General features: G+C 72.2%; 14 protein-coding genes and 2 tRNA genes. 11 read left to right on the forward strand and 5 right to left on the reverse strand.

Features of this window, described 5'->3' with window-relative positions:
* Positions 1 to 78: 78 nt before the first annotated feature.
* Entirely contained in the window at positions 79 to 2,652 is a 2,574-nt protein-coding gene (gene pepN / locus ACIPSC_RS05875; RefSeq protein WP_400823428.1) for an aminopeptidase N, read from the reverse strand.
* A gap of 244 nt (positions 2,653 to 2,896) precedes the next feature.
* Here pepN and ACIPSC_RS05880 point away from each other — a divergent pair, with 244 nt between their 5' ends.
* Complete coding sequence (locus ACIPSC_RS05880) at positions 2,897 to 3,547, forward strand: DsbA family protein (RefSeq protein WP_400823431.1); 651 nt, start codon at positions 2,897 to 2,899, stop codon at positions 3,545 to 3,547.
* A gap of 68 nt (positions 3,548 to 3,615) precedes the next feature.
* Here ACIPSC_RS05880 and ACIPSC_RS05885 read toward each other — a convergent pair whose 3' ends face one another.
* Positions 3,616 to 5,046, reverse strand: a complete 1,431-nt coding sequence (locus ACIPSC_RS05885) for an amino acid permease (protein WP_400823433.1) — start codon at positions 5,044 to 5,046, stop codon at positions 3,616 to 3,618.
* Positions 5,047 to 5,315: 269 nt separating this feature from the next.
* Here ACIPSC_RS05885 and ACIPSC_RS05890 point away from each other — a divergent pair, with 269 nt between their 5' ends.
* The 4 genes from ACIPSC_RS05890 to ACIPSC_RS05905 all read left to right on the forward strand — a co-directional run bounded on the left by ACIPSC_RS05890 (position 5,316) and on the right by ACIPSC_RS05905 (position 8,748).
* Entirely contained in the window at positions 5,316 to 5,915 is a 600-nt protein-coding gene (locus ACIPSC_RS05890; RefSeq protein ID WP_400823434.1) for a biotin transporter BioY, read from the forward strand.
* 89 nt (positions 5,916 to 6,004) lie between these two features.
* Entirely contained in the window at positions 6,005 to 6,493 is a 489-nt protein-coding gene (locus tag ACIPSC_RS05895) for a ribose-5-phosphate isomerase (protein ID WP_395296200.1), read from the forward strand.
* A gap of 308 nt (positions 6,494 to 6,801) precedes the next feature.
* Positions 6,802 to 8,031, forward strand: coding sequence for a PP2C family protein-serine/threonine phosphatase (locus ACIPSC_RS05900; protein WP_400823437.1), 1,230 nt, complete (start codon positions 6,802 to 6,804; stop codon positions 8,029 to 8,031).
* Positions 8,032 to 8,553: 522 nt separating this feature from the next.
* Positions 8,554 to 8,748, forward strand: a complete 195-nt coding sequence (locus tag ACIPSC_RS05905) for a hypothetical protein (RefSeq protein WP_400823438.1) — start codon at positions 8,554 to 8,556, stop codon at positions 8,746 to 8,748.
* A gap of 51 nt (positions 8,749 to 8,799) precedes the next feature.
* Here ACIPSC_RS05905 and ACIPSC_RS05910 read toward each other — a convergent pair whose 3' ends face one another.
* The gene (locus tag ACIPSC_RS05910) at positions 8,800 to 9,588 is read right to left on the reverse strand and encodes a DUF6348 family protein (RefSeq protein ID WP_400823440.1); all 789 of its coding nucleotides are present in this window, start codon (positions 9,586 to 9,588) and stop codon (positions 8,800 to 8,802) included.
* 303 nt (positions 9,589 to 9,891) lie between these two features.
* Between ACIPSC_RS05910 and ACIPSC_RS05915 the strand changes: the two genes are divergently transcribed.
* Positions 9,892 to 10,431 carry a hypothetical protein gene (locus ACIPSC_RS05915; RefSeq protein ID WP_400823442.1) on the forward strand — a complete coding sequence of 180 codons (540 nt, stop codon included), beginning with the start codon at positions 9,892 to 9,894 and terminating at the stop codon, positions 10,429 to 10,431.
* 172 nt (positions 10,432 to 10,603) lie between these two features.
* On the opposite strand, the gene ACIPSC_RS05920 is transcribed toward ACIPSC_RS05915, so the two are convergent.
* Positions 10,604 to 10,674 (reverse strand) — tRNA-Gly (locus ACIPSC_RS05920).
* Positions 10,675 to 10,818: 144 nt separating this feature from the next.
* Between ACIPSC_RS05920 and ACIPSC_RS05925 the strand changes: the two genes are divergently transcribed.
* The 5 genes from ACIPSC_RS05925 (at position 10,819) to clpX (ending at position 15,801) form a co-directional block, all read left to right on the forward strand.
* Positions 10,819 to 10,892, forward strand: a tRNA-Pro gene (locus tag ACIPSC_RS05925).
* Positions 10,893 to 11,215: 323 nt separating this feature from the next.
* On the forward strand, positions 11,216 to 12,607 hold the full coding sequence (gene tig, locus ACIPSC_RS05930; protein WP_400823444.1) for a trigger factor: 1,392 nt from the start codon (positions 11,216 to 11,218) through the stop codon (positions 12,605 to 12,607).
* Positions 12,608 to 12,894: 287 nt separating this feature from the next.
* Positions 12,895 to 13,512: an ATP-dependent Clp protease proteolytic subunit gene (locus ACIPSC_RS05935; RefSeq protein WP_305067940.1), complete on the forward strand. Its 618-nt coding sequence runs from the start codon at positions 12,895 to 12,897 to the stop codon at positions 13,510 to 13,512.
* A 54-nt stretch (positions 13,513 to 13,566) separates the two neighbouring features.
* On the forward strand, positions 13,567 to 14,229 hold the full coding sequence (locus ACIPSC_RS05940; RefSeq protein WP_148645159.1) for an ATP-dependent Clp protease proteolytic subunit: 663 nt from the start codon (positions 13,567 to 13,569) through the stop codon (positions 14,227 to 14,229).
* Positions 14,230 to 14,511: 282 nt separating this feature from the next.
* Positions 14,512 to 15,801 (forward strand): ATP-dependent Clp protease ATP-binding subunit ClpX, encoded by a 1,290-nt coding sequence (gene clpX, locus ACIPSC_RS05945; protein ID WP_238741210.1) that lies wholly within the window; start codon positions 14,512 to 14,514, stop codon positions 15,799 to 15,801.
* Between the two features lie 111 nt (positions 15,802 to 15,912).
* Here the strand turns inward: clpX and ACIPSC_RS05950 are convergent, their stop codons facing one another.
* A complete protein-coding gene (locus tag ACIPSC_RS05950) occupies positions 15,913 to 16,677 on the reverse strand; it encodes a hypothetical protein (protein WP_400823447.1) in 765 nt (254 codons plus the stop codon).
* Positions 16,678 to 16,688 lie beyond the last annotated feature (11 nt).

Genomic DNA, 16,688 nt, shown 5'->3' on the forward strand with positions numbered 1-16,688 from the left:
GGTACCGACCGCGCGGTGCACCGTGACGCGCCGGGGCCCGGCGCGCAGACGCGCGCCGGGCCCCGGGTCCGGTGCGGCTCAGACCCGGTCGCAGGCCTGCGCGCGCAGTGCCCGGGCCAGGTCGTCCCGGCACTCCAGCACCAGCCGGCGCAGCGCGGGCGCCGCGCCCGGGTGGCCGTCCAGCCAGGCGTCGGCCTCGGCCAGCGTCTGCTCGTCGATCTGCGCCCGCGGGAAGAAGCCGCCGACGATCCGCATCGCGATCTCGATGGTCCGCTCGGACCAGACCCGCTCCAGCAGCTTGAAGTACGGCGCCGCGTACAGGGCGGTGAGGTCGCGGTGCGAGGGCAGCGCGAAGCCGGCGATGTTCGCCTCGACCAGCGCGTTGGGCAGCTCGTCCGAGTCGACCACGGCCGACCAGGCGGCGGCCTTGGCCTCGGGGGTCGGCCGGGCGGCCAGGCACTGGGTGTACTGGCGGTTGCCGCTGGCAGTGTGGTCGGCCTTCAGCTCCTCGGCGAGCTCCTCGTCGGCGGCCTGGCCGGCGGCGGCCAGCGCCAGCCAGAGCGACCAGCGCAGCTCCTGGTCGACGTCCAGGCCGTCGATCCGGGCGGTGCCGGCGAGCAGGCCGCGGACCAGGCCGAGGTGCTCGGAGCCGTTGGCGGTCTGGGCCAGGAAGCGCGCCCAGGCGAGCTGGTGGTCGCTGCCGGGTGCGGCCGCGCGCAGCTCGCGCAGCGCGCCGTCGGCCAGCAGCCGGCCGCCCTCGCCGCGCCAGGCCGGGTCGGCGTAGAGGTCGACGGCGCCCTTGGCCTGGGTGTGCAGCGACTGCAGCACGCCGATGTTGGCTTCCTGCCCGGCGAAGCGCAGCACCAGGGCGATGTAGTCGCGGGCCGGCATCAGGCCGTCCCGGGTGAGGTTCCAGACGGCGGACCAGGCGAGCGCCCGGGCCAGGTCGTCCTGGACGTCGCCGAGGCCGGCGCGCAGGGTCTCCAGCGACTCGGCGTCGAAGCGGATCTTGCAGTAGGTCAGGTCGTCGTCGTTGAGCAGCACCAGGGCGGGGCGGGGGCGGCCGACCGCCCCGGCGACGACGGTGCGGGCGCCGGTGACGTCCAGCTCGATCCGGTCGGTGCGCACCAGCGCGCCGTCGGCGTCCCGGTCGTAGAGGCCGACCGCGATCCGGTGCGGGCGCACCGTGTCGCCGTTGCCGGCGTCCTGGAGGACGGCGAGCTCGGTGATCCGGCCCTCGGCGTCGACGGTCACCTGCGGGGTGAGCGCGTTGACGCCGGCGGTCTGCAGCCAGGCGGCGGCCCAGGCGGTGAGGTCGCGGCCGCTGGTCTCCTCCAGGATGTCCAGCAGGTCGGCGAGCTCGGTGTTGCCGAAGGCGTGCCGCTTGAAGTAGCGGCGGGCGCCCTCGAAGAAGGCCTCCGAACCGACGTACGCCACCAGCTGCTTGAGCACCGAGGCGCCCTTGGCGTAGGTGATGCCGTCGAAGTTGAGCTTGGCGTCCTCCAGGTCCCGGATGTCCGCGGTGATCGGGTGGGTGGTGGGGAACTGGTCCTGCCGGTAGGCCCAGGCCTTGCGCTGGTTGGCGAAGGTGACCCAGGCCGAGGAGAAGCGGGTGCGGGCGCCGATGAGCCCGTAGGAGCCCATGAAGTCGGCGAAGGACTCCTTCAGCCACAGGTCGTCCCACCAGCGCATGGTGACCAGGTCGCCGAACCACATGTGGGCCATCTCGTGCAGGACGACGTTGGCCCGGCCCTCGTAGGCGGCGTCGGTGACCTTCGAGCGGAAGACGAACTCCTCGCGGAAGGTCACGCAGCCCGGGTTCTCCATCGCGCCGATGTTGTACTCGGGCACGAAGGCCTGGTCGTACTTGCCGAACGGGTACGGGTAGTCGAACTGCTCGTGGAAGAAGTCGAGCCCGAGCTTGGTGGTGCCGAGGATCTCGTCGGCGTCGAAGTGCGGCGCGAGCGACTTGCGGCACATCGCGGAGAGCGGGATCTCCAGGGCGGTGCCGTCGGCGAGGGTGCGGCTGTAGTGGTCGCGCGCCACGTGGTACGGGCCGGCGACGACGGCCGTGAGGTAGGTGGAGATCGGCTTGGTGGGCGCGAACCGCCAGGTCCGGGCGTCGCCCTCGGCGGTGACCTCCTCGTGCACGGCGTTGGACCAGACGTCCCAGGCGGCCGGCGCGGTGACGGTGAAGGAGAACGGCGCCTTCAGGTCGGGCTGCTCGAAGTCGGCGAAGACCCGGCGGGCGTCGGCCGGTTCGTAGTGGGTGTAGAGGTAGGTCTCGCCGTCCACCGGGTCGGTGAAACGGTGCAGGCCCTCGCCGGTGCGGCTGTATGCGCAGTCGGCGTCCACCACGAGGACGTTCTCCGCGGCGAGGCCGTCGACGTGCACCCGGGCGCCGTCGAAGGCGGTGGCCGGGTCCAGCTCGCGGCCGTTCAGGGTGACCGAGCGGACGGCGGGCGCCAGCAGGTCGACGAAGGCGGCGGCGCCCGGCTCGGTGCAGCGGAAGGCGATGGTGGTGGTGGAGCGGAAGGTGGCGGCGGCCGGGTCGGGCGCCGAGGTCACGTCCAGCCGGACCTGGTAGCCGTCCACGGCCAGGATGCTGGCCCGCTGCTGGGCTTCGTCGCGGCTCAGGTTCTTGCCCGGCACGGCGGTACTCCTTTGTCCGGCTCGCACGGTGGTGCGGTCATCGCTGGTGCGGCCGGGACGCCGCACCGTGGTCGGGGGCGCCGCACGGTGGTCGGCGCGGCACGGTGGTGCTGCGGGCATCCTTTCACGCCGCCCGCGGCAGTACCATTGCACAACGTGCCGGCGCCGTCGCGGAATCAGCGGCGCGGCGCGGGTGTTGGGCCCGGGGGAGCCCCGACGCGGGGGCCCGATCCACCCTCCGACGATGGACCTAAGGACAGCCGTGACGACTGCCGCCGACCGCAAGACCGCCGACTTCTGGTTCGACCCGGCCTGCCCGTGGGCCTGGATGACGTCCCGCTGGCTGATCGAGGTCCAGCAGCTGCGCCCGGTGGACGTGAACTGGCACGTGATGAGCCTGTCCGTGCTGAACGAGCACCGCGATCTGCCGCAGGAGTACCGCACGCTGCTGGACAACGCCTGGGGCGCGGTCCGGGTCTGCATCGCCGCCGCCCAGCAGCACGGCGACGAGGTGCTCGGCCGCCTCTACACCGAGCTGGGCACCCGCTTCCACAACCAGGGCCTGCCGCAGAACCGTGAGACCGTCGAGGCGGCGCTGGTCGCGGCGGGCCTGCCGGCCGAGCTGGCCGACGCGGCCGACACCGACGCCCACGACGAGGCCCTGCGCGCCTCGCACAAGGAGGGCATCACCCTGGTCGGCGAGGACGTGGGCACCCCGGTGATCGCGGTCGAGGGCGCGGACGGCGAGCGGGTCGCGTTCTTCGGCCCGGTGGTCACCCCGGCGCCGCGCGGCGAGGCCGCCGCCCGCCTCTGGGACGGCACGCTGCTGGTCGCCTCCACCCCGGGCTTCTACGAGATCAAGCGCACCCGCACCGCCGGCCCGTCCTTCGAGTGACACCCGGCGCGCATGCGAAGGGGCCCGGTACCGCCACTGCGGTACCGGGCCTCTTGCGCGTCCGCCCGCTACCGGACGGCCGCGGCGTCCTTGCGCTGCTTGAGCAGGCCCGCCGTGATGAGCAGGGCGACCAGCACGCCGGCCGCGTACAGCTGCTCCCGGTTGCCCTCGGTGGTGGTCATCAGGGCGAGGATGGCGGCCACGGCGGCCATCGCGACCCAGGTCAGGTACGGGTAGCCCCACATCCGGACGGTGAGCAGCTCGGGCGCCTCGCGCTCCAGCCGGCGGCGCATCCGCAGCTGCACGACGCAGATGAAGAACCAGACCACCAGGATCGCGACGCCGGTGGTGTTCATCAGCCAGGTGAAGACGGTGTCCGGCCAGAACTTCGAGGCCAGGACGGCGCCGAAGCCGAACAGGCAGGAGGCGAGGACGGCGGCCCGCGGCACGCCGCCGCTCACCTTGGCCAGCGCCTTCGGGCCCTGGCCGCGGGCGACCAGCGAGTACGCCATCCGGGAGGAGCCGTAGATGTTGGCGTTCATCGCCGAGAGCAGGGCGACCAGGACCACGGCCTCCATGATGGTGCCGGCGCCGGGCACGCCCAGGTGCTGCAGGACGGTCACGTACGGGCCGTTCTCGACGACCGACGGGTCCTTCCAGGAGACCAGGGTGACCACCAGGGCCATCGAGCCGATGTAGAAGACCGCGATCCGCCAGACCGCGGTGCGCACCGCGTTGGCGACGTTGCGCTTGGGGTCGTCGGACTCGGCGGCGGCGATGGTGACGGTCTCCAGGCCGCCGTAGGCGAAGACCGAGGCGAGCAGGCCGACGATGAGTCCGCTGACGCCGTTGGGCAGGAAGCCGCCCTGGCCGGTGAGGTTGGTGGTGCCGGGGGAGCCGTGGCCGAGCACCCCGGCCACGCCGAGCGCGCCGAGGACGAGGAAGGCGACGATCGCGGCGACCTTGATCGCGGCGAACCAGAACTCGAACTCGCCGAAGTTCTTCACCGCGGTGAGGTTGCTGGCGCAGAAGAAGACCATGAAGAGGCCGACCCACACCCAGGCGGAGACGCCGGGGACCCAGCCGTTGACGATCTTGCCGGCGGCGGTGGCCTCGGCGGCGACGCCGCAGCAGAGCATCACCCAGTACATCCAGCCGGCGGTGATCCCGGCCCAGGGGCCGATCTCCTTCTCGGCGTGGACCGAGAACGAGCCGGAGGCCGGCCGGGCGGCCGACATCTCGCCGAGCATCCGCATGATCAGCATGACCAGCAGGCCGGAGAGGGTGAAGGCCAGGATGATGGCCGGGCCGGCCGCCGCGATGCCCGCGCCGGAGCCGACGAAGAGGCCGGCGCCGATGACCCCGCCGAGCGCGATCATCGAGAGGTGGCGCTGCTTGAGACCGTGGGACAGCTGCCGGCCGCCGACCTCGGTGCCGCCGGCGGCACCGGTGGCGGAGGTCGTCGTCCCGGGCGCCGGGGGCGCGGAGGTACGGGCCATGGGTGGGATCCAGACTGTTCGGATTGCGGTGCGAGTTGCCCAATATCCGGGGACGCGGGCGCCAACGCCAAGGAGGAGGGCGCCCGGATCACGATGCGGACCGGATCGTGACGGAGGTTGGCCTGAACCGTCACGTTCGGTGGCGATCACTGCGCCGGACCCCACAAGGACGGCCTCCGGGGCTTTGTCCGAATCCCTGACGGTGCCCGTGGCGATCACCGCGTAGGTTCACAGGTGTTCACTCACCTGATCACCAGAGGAAGCCACCGATGGCCACTGCCAGCACCCCGATACCCAGCCGCGCCGTCCTGGCGGACCTGCTGCCCGCCGCCTCCAGCCGGTTCGGCGCGCAGGCCCGCGACCTCGCCCTGGTGGCCGGCGGTGCCGCCCTCACCGGTCTGGCCGCCCAGTTCTCGGTGAACGTCCCCGGCTCCCCGGTGCCGGTGACCGGCCAGACCTTCGCCGCCCTGCTGGTCGGCACCGCGCTCGGCACCCGCCGCGGCGTCGCCTCGCTCGGCCTCTACCTGCTGGCCGGCATGGCCGGCCTGCCCTGGTTCGCCGAGGGCACCTCCGGCTGGTCGATGCCCTCGCTCGGCTACGTGCTCGGGTTCGTCCTGGCGGCCGCCCTGACCGGCGCGCTGGCCCGCCGCGGCGCCGACCGCAGCCCGGTCCGCACCGCCGCCGCGATGGTGCTCGGCAGCCTCGCGATCTACGCCGTCGGCGTCCCCTACCTCGCCTTCGCGCTGGACGTCCCGCTCGCCCGCGCCGCCGAGCTCGGCCTCTACCCCTACCTGGTCGGCGACGCGCTGAAGGCCGCCCTCGCGGCCGGCGCGCTGCCGCTGGCCTGGAAGCTCCTCGGCCGCCGCTGAGCACCGCGCCCGGGGCCGCGGTGCCGGCCCCGGCACGCGCCCTCGGCCCCCTGCGCAGCCCGGGCGGGCGCGCATGCCACACTCGTGCCATGCGCGTCTACCTGGGCTCCGACCATGCCGGATACGAACTGAAGAACCACCTCGTGGAGTGGCTGAAGGAGGCCGGCCACGAGCCGGTCGACTGCGGGCCGCACATCTACGACGCCCTCGACGACTACCCGCCGTTCTGCCTGCGGGCCGCCGAGCGCACCGCGGCCGACCCGGAGGCGCTGGGCGTCGTCATCGGCGGCTCGGGCAACGGCGAGGCGATCGCCGCCAACAAGGTCAAGGGCGTGCGGGCCGCGCTGGCCTGGAGCGAGCAGACCGCCTCGCTCGGCCGCGAGCACAACAACGCCAACGTGATCTCCATCGGTGGCCGGATGCACACCCAGGAGGAGGCCACCAAGTTCGTCGAGATCTTCCTCAACACCCCGTACAGCGGCGACGAGCGGCACACCCGCCGGATCGCCATGCTGAGCGAGTACGAGACCACCGGCGAGCTCCCGCCGATCCCGGCGCACCACCCGCAGCAGGGCTGACCGCCCCCACCCGCACACCGGCCGGCCGCGCTCCCGCAGCGCGGCCGGCCGGCGCGTTCCCGGAGCGCGCACGACCCTGTGGCATCGGCCACAGCGCCCGGGGCGCCGCCACGGCGCACGAACCTCCCCGCGCGCGGGCGCATGCGCCGCCCGTGTGGTTCGTACGCCCAGCCCCCGCACGCTTCCTGACGCCACGGCTGCCGCCCGCCGCAATCGGCCGAAACCCGCTGACGCGCCCGCGCCACCCCGGAGTCGCCCGGGCCCGGGCCGTCGACGCCGGGCCGCAGCGGTGGATATGGTCGGTCCCCATGGCTGGCAGAGCGCCGGGCACACCGCCCCAGACGACTGCGACGAGGCCCGGCGCCGCCACGGTGCCCGACCCCGTGACGGCCCGGCTGGCCAAGGGGCTCCGCCGGGTCCGCCGAAAGCTGCGCACCGCCGGTGTCGACTACTTCCGCGGCGGCGCCGCCGACTGGCCGGTGCTGATCGTCCTGGCCCTGACCGTCCCGGTGCTGATCCTGCTCAACATCTGGATCCCCGCCTGGGCCCCGCCCACCTCCCTGGTGCTGCCGATCCTGGCCGCGGCGCTGCTGCTGCGCCCCGGGAGCCTGGTGGTGCTCTACGCACTGGCCGCACTCGGCCTCTCCGCCGAGTCCGTGATCCACACCGGCGAGCGGGTAGCCAGCGCCGACCCGGACGCCTACACCTACGGCGTCACCCCCGGCGCCGCCCTGGTGGTCGGCGCGGCCGGGGTCGGCGGCCTGCTGCTGGCCCAGTTCCGCAGCCGGGTCGGCGTCCCCTGGTGGGGCGGCTCCACCATGCTCTTCGACCTGCGCGAGCGGCTGCGGGTGCAGAGCCGCGTCCCGGCCCTGCCGGACGGCTGGCACGCCGACATGGCGCTGCGCCCGGCCGGCGGGCAGTCCTTCTCCGGCGACTTCGTGGTCGCCGCCCGGACCGGCCCCGGCCGGCGGGTGCTGGAGGTGGTCCTCGCGGACGTCTCCGGCAAGGGCATGGACGCCGGCTCGCGGGCCCTGCTGCTCTCCGGCGCCTTCGGCGGCCTGCTCGGCTCGCTGCCCGCGCACGACTTCCTGCCCGCCGCCAACGGCTACCTGCTCCGGCAGGACTGGGAGGAGGGCTTCGCCACCGCCGTCCACCTGGTGCTGGACCTCGACACCGGCGAGTACGAGCTGCTCTCGGCCGGGCACCTGCCCGGGATGCAGCGGCTGGGCGGCGCCGGCCGCTGGGAGATGAAGGAGGCCGCGGACGGCCCGCTGCTCGGGATCTACGACGGCGCCAAGTTCGAGGGCGTGCGCGGGCGGCTGAACCGGGGCGACGTCCTGATGCTCTGCACCGACGGCATGGTCGAGGCGCCCGGCCGGGACCTCTCCGAGGGGATGGACCGGCTGATGGGCGAGGCCGACCGGCTCGTCCCCGGCGGGGGCCCCGGCGGCGGCAGCGGCGCGGCCTCCCGGCTGATCGAGACGGTCGCCCGCGACATCAACGACGACCGCGCCGTCCTCCTGGTCTGGCGCGACTGACACTCGCCCGCTCGCCCGCTCGCCCCGGAGAATCGGCTCGGGGCGGGACCGGCCCGGGCAATTGCCGGGGGCAGCTGCTGTCAAGCCTGGGAGCTGATCTTCAGCCAATTCCGAAAGGCCGCCACCGTTGCGGACCTGCCCGTTCCGTTCCCGCCCGCCAGGCGCTTCACGGCCGCTCAGCGGCGCCCCGTGGACGATCCGTCAGAACGTCTCGGCTATCGTCTCGGTCGGCGGAAACTCGTCCCGCACCGCAGGATATCGGGGCCCGGCTGTCGGTCAGACCTTTACGCAATCGGCACGGTCGACCACACTGAGTCTGGGCGGGACTGGTCAGGATTCGGGGGATAGGGGGCGTCACGTGCGGCAGGACGGACAGCGTGCGGTCGTACCGGCTCCCATTCCGGCCGCGACGGGTCGGACGAGCCGCAGTTCCGCCTCGGGACCGTCGGACAGGCCGGGGTCCGGCTTCGCAGGGGATGCCAGGTGACGGCACCCCGCTATGAAACGAGGAAGTGAGTCCGGGTGGCACTCTCCGTCTCCGCACTGGTCCTGTTCGGCATCATCTGCTTCATCTTCATCCGCAACAAGCAGCTGAAGACCGGCCACTTCATCCTGGCCGCGCTGTTCGGCTTCATGCTCAACCAGAGCACGGCCGCCAAGCCGATCCAGGACTTCCTGAGCCAGATCGCCAAGAGCATCTCCAACATCGCCAGCTGACCTCCGGGGCCCCGTCCGGGGCCCACCGGGGGAGGAGGCCGGCCGCCCGGTTCACCGGCCGGCCCGTCCGGCCTGCCGCCAGCGCGCGAAGAGTCCCCGGGGCCGAGCCGCCGGGGCCGGGGGGCGGACCGGCGCAGGCGCTGCCGGGCCCGTCGGCACGGCCGGCGGCAGCGCCGTCTCCCGGGCCGTCAGCAGGACGAACAGCCGCGCCCAGCACAGCCGTTCGCCACGCGGCCAGTCCAGCGCGCGCAGCGCCGCCGAGGCGGCCTCCGACACCTCGCCGTTGATCCGCACCTCGGCCACGTCGTCCCCCGCCTTGCCGCCGAGGAACAGCTTCACCCCGTTCGGCCGCCCGGCGGCCAGCTCCGGCAGCAGCGCGGGCGCCAGTGCGGGCAGGACCCGGTGCTCCGCCAGCCAGCCGGCCAGCCGCTCGTTCCCGAAGCCGAACACCGCCGCCGGCCCCTGCACGGCGTGCCAGTGCGGCAGTTCCGGGTAGTCCGCGTGGTCGCCGTGCTCGCCCCGGCCCTCCGTCAGCTCCACCAGCGCCGAGGCGGTGGTGGTCGCCCACATCCGCACCGCGTTGGCGAGCTTCTCCTCCTCGGTCTTGCCGAGACCGGCCGCGCAGTCCCAGACCACCGGTGCGTCCGCGCGGCCCAACCGGAGGACGTAGCCGAGGTCGACGTGGCCGGCGCCGTCGTCGCCGGGGTGCTCCCGGACGGCCACCGCGGTCGTCCCCGGACCGCGCACCACCTCGCCCTCGATCCTGAACTCCTGCCCGAATCGCGCCATTTCCCGGACCACGCAGCGCTGGATGACGGCCAGTCGGTCCTGGGGACGCACGGGTACTCCTCCGTTAGGGCTCGCAGTGTCCTCGAACTGCGCTCGAACGCCGCCGAGGCTATCGGCCCGGGCCCCCGCCGGGAAACCGCGCGACCGGCGCAACCGGCGCCGGGCCGGTCCCGACGCCCCGGCGCGGCGCCGGCGCGTACGCCCGCGCCGCTCCTGCCCGCGCGCCCGCCGCCTCGGGCGCCGGGCGCCGGCCGCAGAACCGGAACCGGCGCGTCGCGGCCCCTCCGGTCGCGGAAATGCCCCTTGTGCCCCAGTTTGGGTAGCGGTAACCGTAGGCCACCGCCTGGAGAACCGATGCCCCGCACCGACCTGACGCCGTTTCCGCCGCTGCTCACCGCCCCGGACGGCTCCGGCCTGGTGGCCGAGATCGAGGCGTACCTCGCCTCACTGCCCGCCCCGGCGCGGATCGCGGCCCCCTATGTCTGCCCGCTCGGTTCCACCCTCCGGCCCTGGTGCGCCGGCCACCCCCTCCCGAAGGCCACCCTGCTCGACCGGGCGCTGCGCCGCCCGGCGCGCCCCGTCCCGGTGAGCGCCGCCGAGCACCTGCGGCTCGCCTCCCGCTACATCGCCGCCGCCGGCTGGCTGCAGGGCGCGATGTGGGACGCGGCCGGCCGGGTCTGCCTGCTCGGCGCCCAGGCCGCCGTCCTCGCCCACGGCTACGGCACCGCGCCCACCGTCCGCACCGCCCGGGTCCAGCTGATGGAGGTGCTGCACGCCACCGGCCGCCCGGTGAGCTCCCCGGACGTCTACAACGACCGGCCGACCACCCGGCAGGCCGACATCCACCGGCTGCTCGACCGCGCCGCCGCCCGCGCCGCGCGGCTCGGCCTCTGACCCGGGCCGGCCGGACGGCCGGGCGGCCGGAAGCCCTGACCGGTGGTCGGGAAGGCCGAGATGGGGAAGCGCGGCCGGAGAACACGGCCGGGAAGGTCGGCCGGGAAGATCGGCCGGGAAATGCGAACGGCCCCGGGAGACGGTGGACGTCTCTCCGGGGCCGGACGGTCGGAGCGGGCGACGAGAATCGAACTCGCGTGACTAGTTTGGAAGACTAGGGCTCTACCATTGAGCTACGCCCGCATGATCCTCCGGCCGTCGCCGGACGGAAGGTCGGGAACAGCGTACCCGGTCCGGTCGGCTGCGCGCACACCACATTCATTTCGGGGGCCTCGGATATGTCGGAGAACCCATAGGGCCCGGCGTGTACGCTTCCTCTCGGCACCACGGGGTGTGGCGCAGTTTGGTAGCGCGTCCGCTTTGGGAGCGGAAGGCCGTCGGTTCGAATCCGGTCACCCCGACAGTGCGGCAGGGTCTCGCCCTCGGCGGGGCCCTGTTCTGCGTCTCCGGCCACCCTCGGAGGACGCTCCTGCGCATGCGGACGGCGGCGTCCTGGCGTCGGCCTTTCGTGGTACCGGTAGGATGGGGCGCTGGCGGTAGTCCCTGTGGCGTACACCCAGGTCAACCGCACGAGGGCGAGGAGTCACGCTCACCGTCCACCCCCCACGGGAGATGCAGCTCCAACCGCCCATCGCCCGTCTCGCCCGATCCGATCCGCCAGGCCCCGGCCGGCGGCAGGGGAGGGCGGAGGCAACCTGACCGCAAGCCCATAGGAGACCCAACCGTGAAGAGCGCCGTCGAGACTCTGAACCCGACCCGGGTTCGACTCACCGTCGAGGTGCCCTTCGAGGAGCTCAAGCCCAGCCTCGACGCGGCGTACAAGAAGATCAACCAGCAGGTCACGGTTCCGGGCTTCCGCAAGGGCAAGATCCCGAACCGGGTCATCGACCAGCGCTTCGGTCGTGGCGCCGTGCTGGAGGAGGCCGTCAACGACGCCCTCCCGCGCTTCTACACGCAGGCCGTCGACGAGGGCAAGATCGAGGTCCTCGGCCAGCCCGACATCACCAACATCGAGGGCGTCGAGAAGATCGCCGACGGTGGCGACCTCAAGTTCACCGCCGAGGTGGACGTCCGCCCCGAGATCACCCTCCCGGACTTCTCGTCCATCGAGGTCACCGTCGACCCGATCGTGGTCACCGACGAGGACATCGACAAGTCACTGGAGCAGCTGCGCGAGCGCTTCTCCTCCGTCAAGGACGTCGAGCGCGCCGCGGCCGCCGGCGACATCGTGGTCGTCGACCTCGAGGCCAAGGTCGACGGCGAGGTGCCGGAGGACGGCACCGCCGCCGGCGTCAGCTACGAGATCGGCTCGGGCCGCCTGATCGACGGCATCGACGACGCCGTCGTCGGCCTGGAGGCCGGTGGCACCGCCACCTTCACCACCGAGCTCAAGGGCGGCACCCAGGCGGGCAAGACCTCCGAGGTCACCGTCACCGTCACCGCCGTCCAGGAGAAGGAGCTCCCCGAGCTGGACGACGAGTTCGCCCAGCTGGCGAGCGAGTTCGACACCCTGGAGGACCTGAAGGCCGACTCCCGCAAGCGCCTGGAGCGCATGAAGGAGTACGACCAGGCCACCCAGGCCCAGGAGAAGGTCCTCGACGCGCTGCTCGGCCTGGTCGAGATCGAGTTCCCGGAGAAGCTCCTCAAGGACGAGATCGAGACCCGCAAGCACAACCTGGAGCACCACCAGCTGGAGCCGATGGGCCTCGACCTCGCGACCTACCTGGAGACCCAGGGCAAGTCGGAGGAGGAGTACCTGGCCGAGCTCGAGGAGCAGGCGAAGAAGGGCATCAAGACCCAGTTCGTCCTGGACCAGATCGTCGCCGACGAGGAGCTGGGTGTTAACCAGGAGGAGCTCACCGAGCACCTCATCCGCCGCGCCGCCGGCTCGGGCCTCACCCCGGACCAGTTCGCGCAGCAGGTCGTCCAGGGTGGCCAGGTGCCGCTGCTGGTCGGCGAGGTCGCCCGCGGCAAGGCGCTGGCCACCGTGGTCGAGGCCGCCAAGGTCGTCGACACCGAGGGCAACGAGATCAACTTCGACGACGACGAGGCCGACGAGTCGGCCGAGACCGTCGAGGCCCCGGCCGCCGAGGCCGAGGAGACCACCGAGGCCTGATCGCCCCGGTCGCCCTGATGCAGCAGCGGGCCCGGACGCCGTACGGTGTCCGGGCCCGTCGCTTTCCCCGGCCGGCGGGCCCGGTCCTGCCCGGGGAGGGTGGTGAACCCTGCGCTCACAGCGAACAGTTCTGCGTGAGGGATTCTGCGGCCCGGCCTGCGCGTTAGGGTCCTTGGACAGCAACAATCACGACGTGATACCCGGAAGCTGTGCGACACCGTGACGGCCGTGGAGCGACCGTCCAAATCGACTGAGCAGGTGGCTAAGTGACGTTCCCGCAGATGCAGATGCCTGGCCCGATGGCGCCGCACGCCGCCTCTGGTGACGTGCTCGGCGGCCTGGGCGACCAGGTCTACAACCGGCTGCTCAACGAGCGGATCATCTTCCTCGGCCAGCAGGTCGACGACGACATCGCCAACAAGATCACCGCGCAGCTGCTGCTGCTGGCTGCGGACCCGGACAAGGACATCTTCCTTTACATCAACTCCCCGGGCGGCTCGATCTCGGCCGGCATGGCGATCTACGACACCATGCAGTACATCAAGAACGACGTCGTCACGATCGCGATGGGCATGGCGGCCTCGATGGGCCAGTTCCTGCTGACCGCCGGCGCCAAGGGCAAGCGCTTCTCGCTGCCGAACGCCAACATCCTCATGCACCAGCCGTCCGCCGGTCTCGGCGGCTCGGCCACCGACATCCGCATTCAGGCCGAGCAGCTGCTCCGCACCAAGAAGCGGATGTCCGAGCTGATCGCCTTCCACAGCGGCCAGTCCTTCGAGCAGATCACCGCGGACTCCGACCGCGACCGCTGGTTCACGCCGGAGGAGGCCCTGGAGTACGGCCTCATCGACGCGATCATGCACAGCGCCGCGGACGTCCCCGGCGGCGGCGGCACCGGCGCCTGAGCCCGGCCCGGCCACGAGACCACAGCCACAACGCTCCGGAGGACCAGAAACCCCATGAACATCCCCAGCCTGTCCAGCGCCAAGGCACGCGTCGAGGACATGCGCGCCGAGGGCCGCTACATCGTCCCGCGCTTCGTCGAGCGCACCTCGCAGGGCATCCGCGAGTACGACCCGTACGCCAAGCTGTTCGAGGAGCGCATCATCTTCCTCGGCTCGCAGGTGGACGACGTCTCCGCGAACGACATCATGGCCCAGCTGCTCTGCCTGGAGTCCATGGACCCGGACCGCGAGATCCAGATGTACATCAACTCGCCCGGCGGCTCGTTCACGGCGCTGACGGCCATCTACGACACCATGCAGTACGTGAAGCCGGACATCACCACCGTCTGCATGGGCCAGGCGGCCTCCGCGGCGGCCGTGCTGCTCGCGGCCGGCACCCCCGGCAAGCGGATGGCGCTGCCGAACGCCCGTATCCTGATCCACCAGCCGTACACCGAGACCGGCCGCGGTCAGGTGTCCGACCTGGAGATCCAGGCCAAGGAGATCTTCCGGATGCGCGAGCAGCTGGAGGAGATGCTCTCCAAGCACTCGAACAAGAGCGTCGAGCAGGTGCGCGACGACATCGAGCGCGACAAGATCCTCACGGCCGAGGAGGCCGTCGAGTACGGTCTCGTCGACCTGGTCATCTCCACCCGCAAGGCCTCGCTGACCTCCTGAGGTCGGCACCCCCTCCGCCTCCCGGACCTCGGGCGGCGGAGGGCCCGTGGGCGGGGTGCGCACGCCGTTGCGCGCCCCGCCTCCGGCACCTCGGCGGCGCCGGCGACGGCATCTGTTCGGTATCAATTCGCCCAGGGCGTAGGGCAGACCTGGCGAAGAGGACGGAATCAGGAGCCCGGCAGAGTACCGTCGGATAGCGAGACCGATCGCCGTCGGCGTTGACGGTCCACAGCACCAGGCCCCGGAACCCCCGCGGGGCCCCTGGCGAAGGGGAAGCACCTCGTGGCACGCATCGGAGACGGTGGCGACCTGCTCAAGTGCTCGTTCTGCGGCAAGTCGCAGAAGCAGGTGAAGAAGCTGATCGCCGGCCCAGGCGTGTACATCTGCGACGAGTGCATCGACCTGTGCAACGAGATCATCGAGGAGGAGCTCGCCGAGACCTCCGAGGTGCGCTTCGAGGAGCTCCCGAAGCCGCGCGAGATCTACGAGTTCCTGGACCAGTACGTGGTCGGCCAGGACCTCGCCAAGAAGGCGCTGTCGGTGGCCGTCTACAACCACTACAAGCGCGTGCAGGCCGGCGAGGCGGGCCGCAGCGGCGGCAACGGCCGTGAGGACGCCATCGAGCTGGCGAAGTCCAACATCCTGCTGCTGGGCCCCACCGGCTCCGGCAAGACGCTGCTGGCGCAGACGCTGGCCCGGATGCTGAACGTGCCGTTCGCGATCGCCGACGCCACCGCGCTGACCGAGGCCGGCTACGTCGGCGAGGACGTCGAGAACATCCTGCTGAAGCTGATCCAGGCGGCCGACTACGACGTCAAGAAGGCCGAGACCGGGATCATCTACATCGACGAGATCGACAAGGTCGCCCGTAAGAGCGAGAACCCGTCGATCACCCGGGACGTCTCCGGCGAGGGCGTGCAGCAGGCGCTGCTGAAGATCCTGGAGGGCACCACCGCCTCGGTGCCGCCGCAGGGCGGGCGCAAGCACCCGCACCAGGAGTTCATCCAGATCGACACCACCAACGTGCTCTTCATCGTGGGCGGCGCCTTCGCCGGCCTGGAGCGGATCATCGAGGGCCGCGCGGGTGCCAAGGGCATCGGCTTCGGCGCCAACATCCGCTCCAAGCGCGAGCTGGACGCCAGCGACCACTTCCGCCAGGTGATGCCGGAGGACCTCGTCAAGTTCGGCATGATCCCCGAGTTCATCGGCCGTCTCCCGGTGATCACCAGCGTGCACAACCTCGACCGCGAGGCGCTGCTGCAGATCCTCACCGAGCCGAAGAACGCACTGGTCAAGCAGTACCGAAAGCTCTTCGAACTGGACGGCGTGGAGCTGGAGTTCACCCGGGACGCGCTGGAGGCCATCGCCGACCAGGCGATCCTGCGGGGCACCGGCGCGCGTGGTCTGCGGGCCATCATGGAGGAGGTGCTGATGTCCGTGATGTACGAGGTGCCCTCGCGCCAGGATGTCGCCCGCGTGGTGGTCACCGGGGACGTCGTCTCCAAGCACGCCATCCCGACCCTCGTCCCGCGGGACATGATCAAGCGGGAGCGGCGCGAGAAGAGCGCCTGACCCCGCGGACGCGGAAAGGGCCCCTGGTGACCGGCCGGTCACCAGGGGCCCTTCGTCGTTCGAGCGGTGCCGCAGCCGGCTCGGCACCCCGGACTGCTCAGGCCGGTCGGCCTACTTCGGAACCTCGGCGATCGCGCGCAGGTCGCGGGCCTCGGCGGCGAGCTTCTCCAGGTCCGGCGCCTTGCCGTCCTCGGGGGCCCGCATCAGCATGACCAGGCTGCTGTTGTCGGCCCAGGCACAGATGCCCAGGTCGGTGCCGGACTGGGTGGCCTTGGCGCACTCCATGGTGCCGCCCTTGGGGCCGGCGTCCACCGCGTGCCGGCCACTGACCGTCGGGCCGCCCTGCTCGAAGCCCTTGAACATGGCGTCCATCTCCTGCTTGGGCAGCAGGACCTTGCCGTAGCCGCCGACCACGATGAGCTGCGGCGTGTCGTCGCTGTCCTGGTAGACCGCGCTCACCCCGGTCGGGTTCCAGGCGCCGTCGCCCTTGCCGAACTCGGAGGTGATCTCCTTCTCCATCTCCCGGGAGATCTCGTTGTCGTCGTCCTTGCGGAGGTCCTTGAAGGTCGCCGGCAGGACGACCTTCTGGGTGCCGGCGTTGGACGTCACGTCGAGGACGAAGTAGGCGACGGCGCCGCCGATCAGCGCCAGCACGACGGCGAAGACGCCGAGCAGCACCCAGAGGGTCTTGCGGGACTTGCGCTGCGGCGGCACCGGGGCGTACGCGCCGTACCCGGGGTAGCCGGCCGGGGCGCCCGGCGGCGGAGCCTGCGGAGGCACCGCGCCGTAGCCGGGCTGCTGGGGCGGGACCGGCGGGGCGCCGTAGGGCTGGCCGGCGGGCGGCGGCGGGGCGCCGTAGGGGTTCTGCTCGGTCACGGTGGCCCTTT

Source organism: Kitasatospora sp. NPDC090091, assembly GCF_044747365.1.
Lineage (GTDB): Bacteria > Actinomycetota > Actinomycetes > Streptomycetales > Streptomycetaceae > Kitasatospora.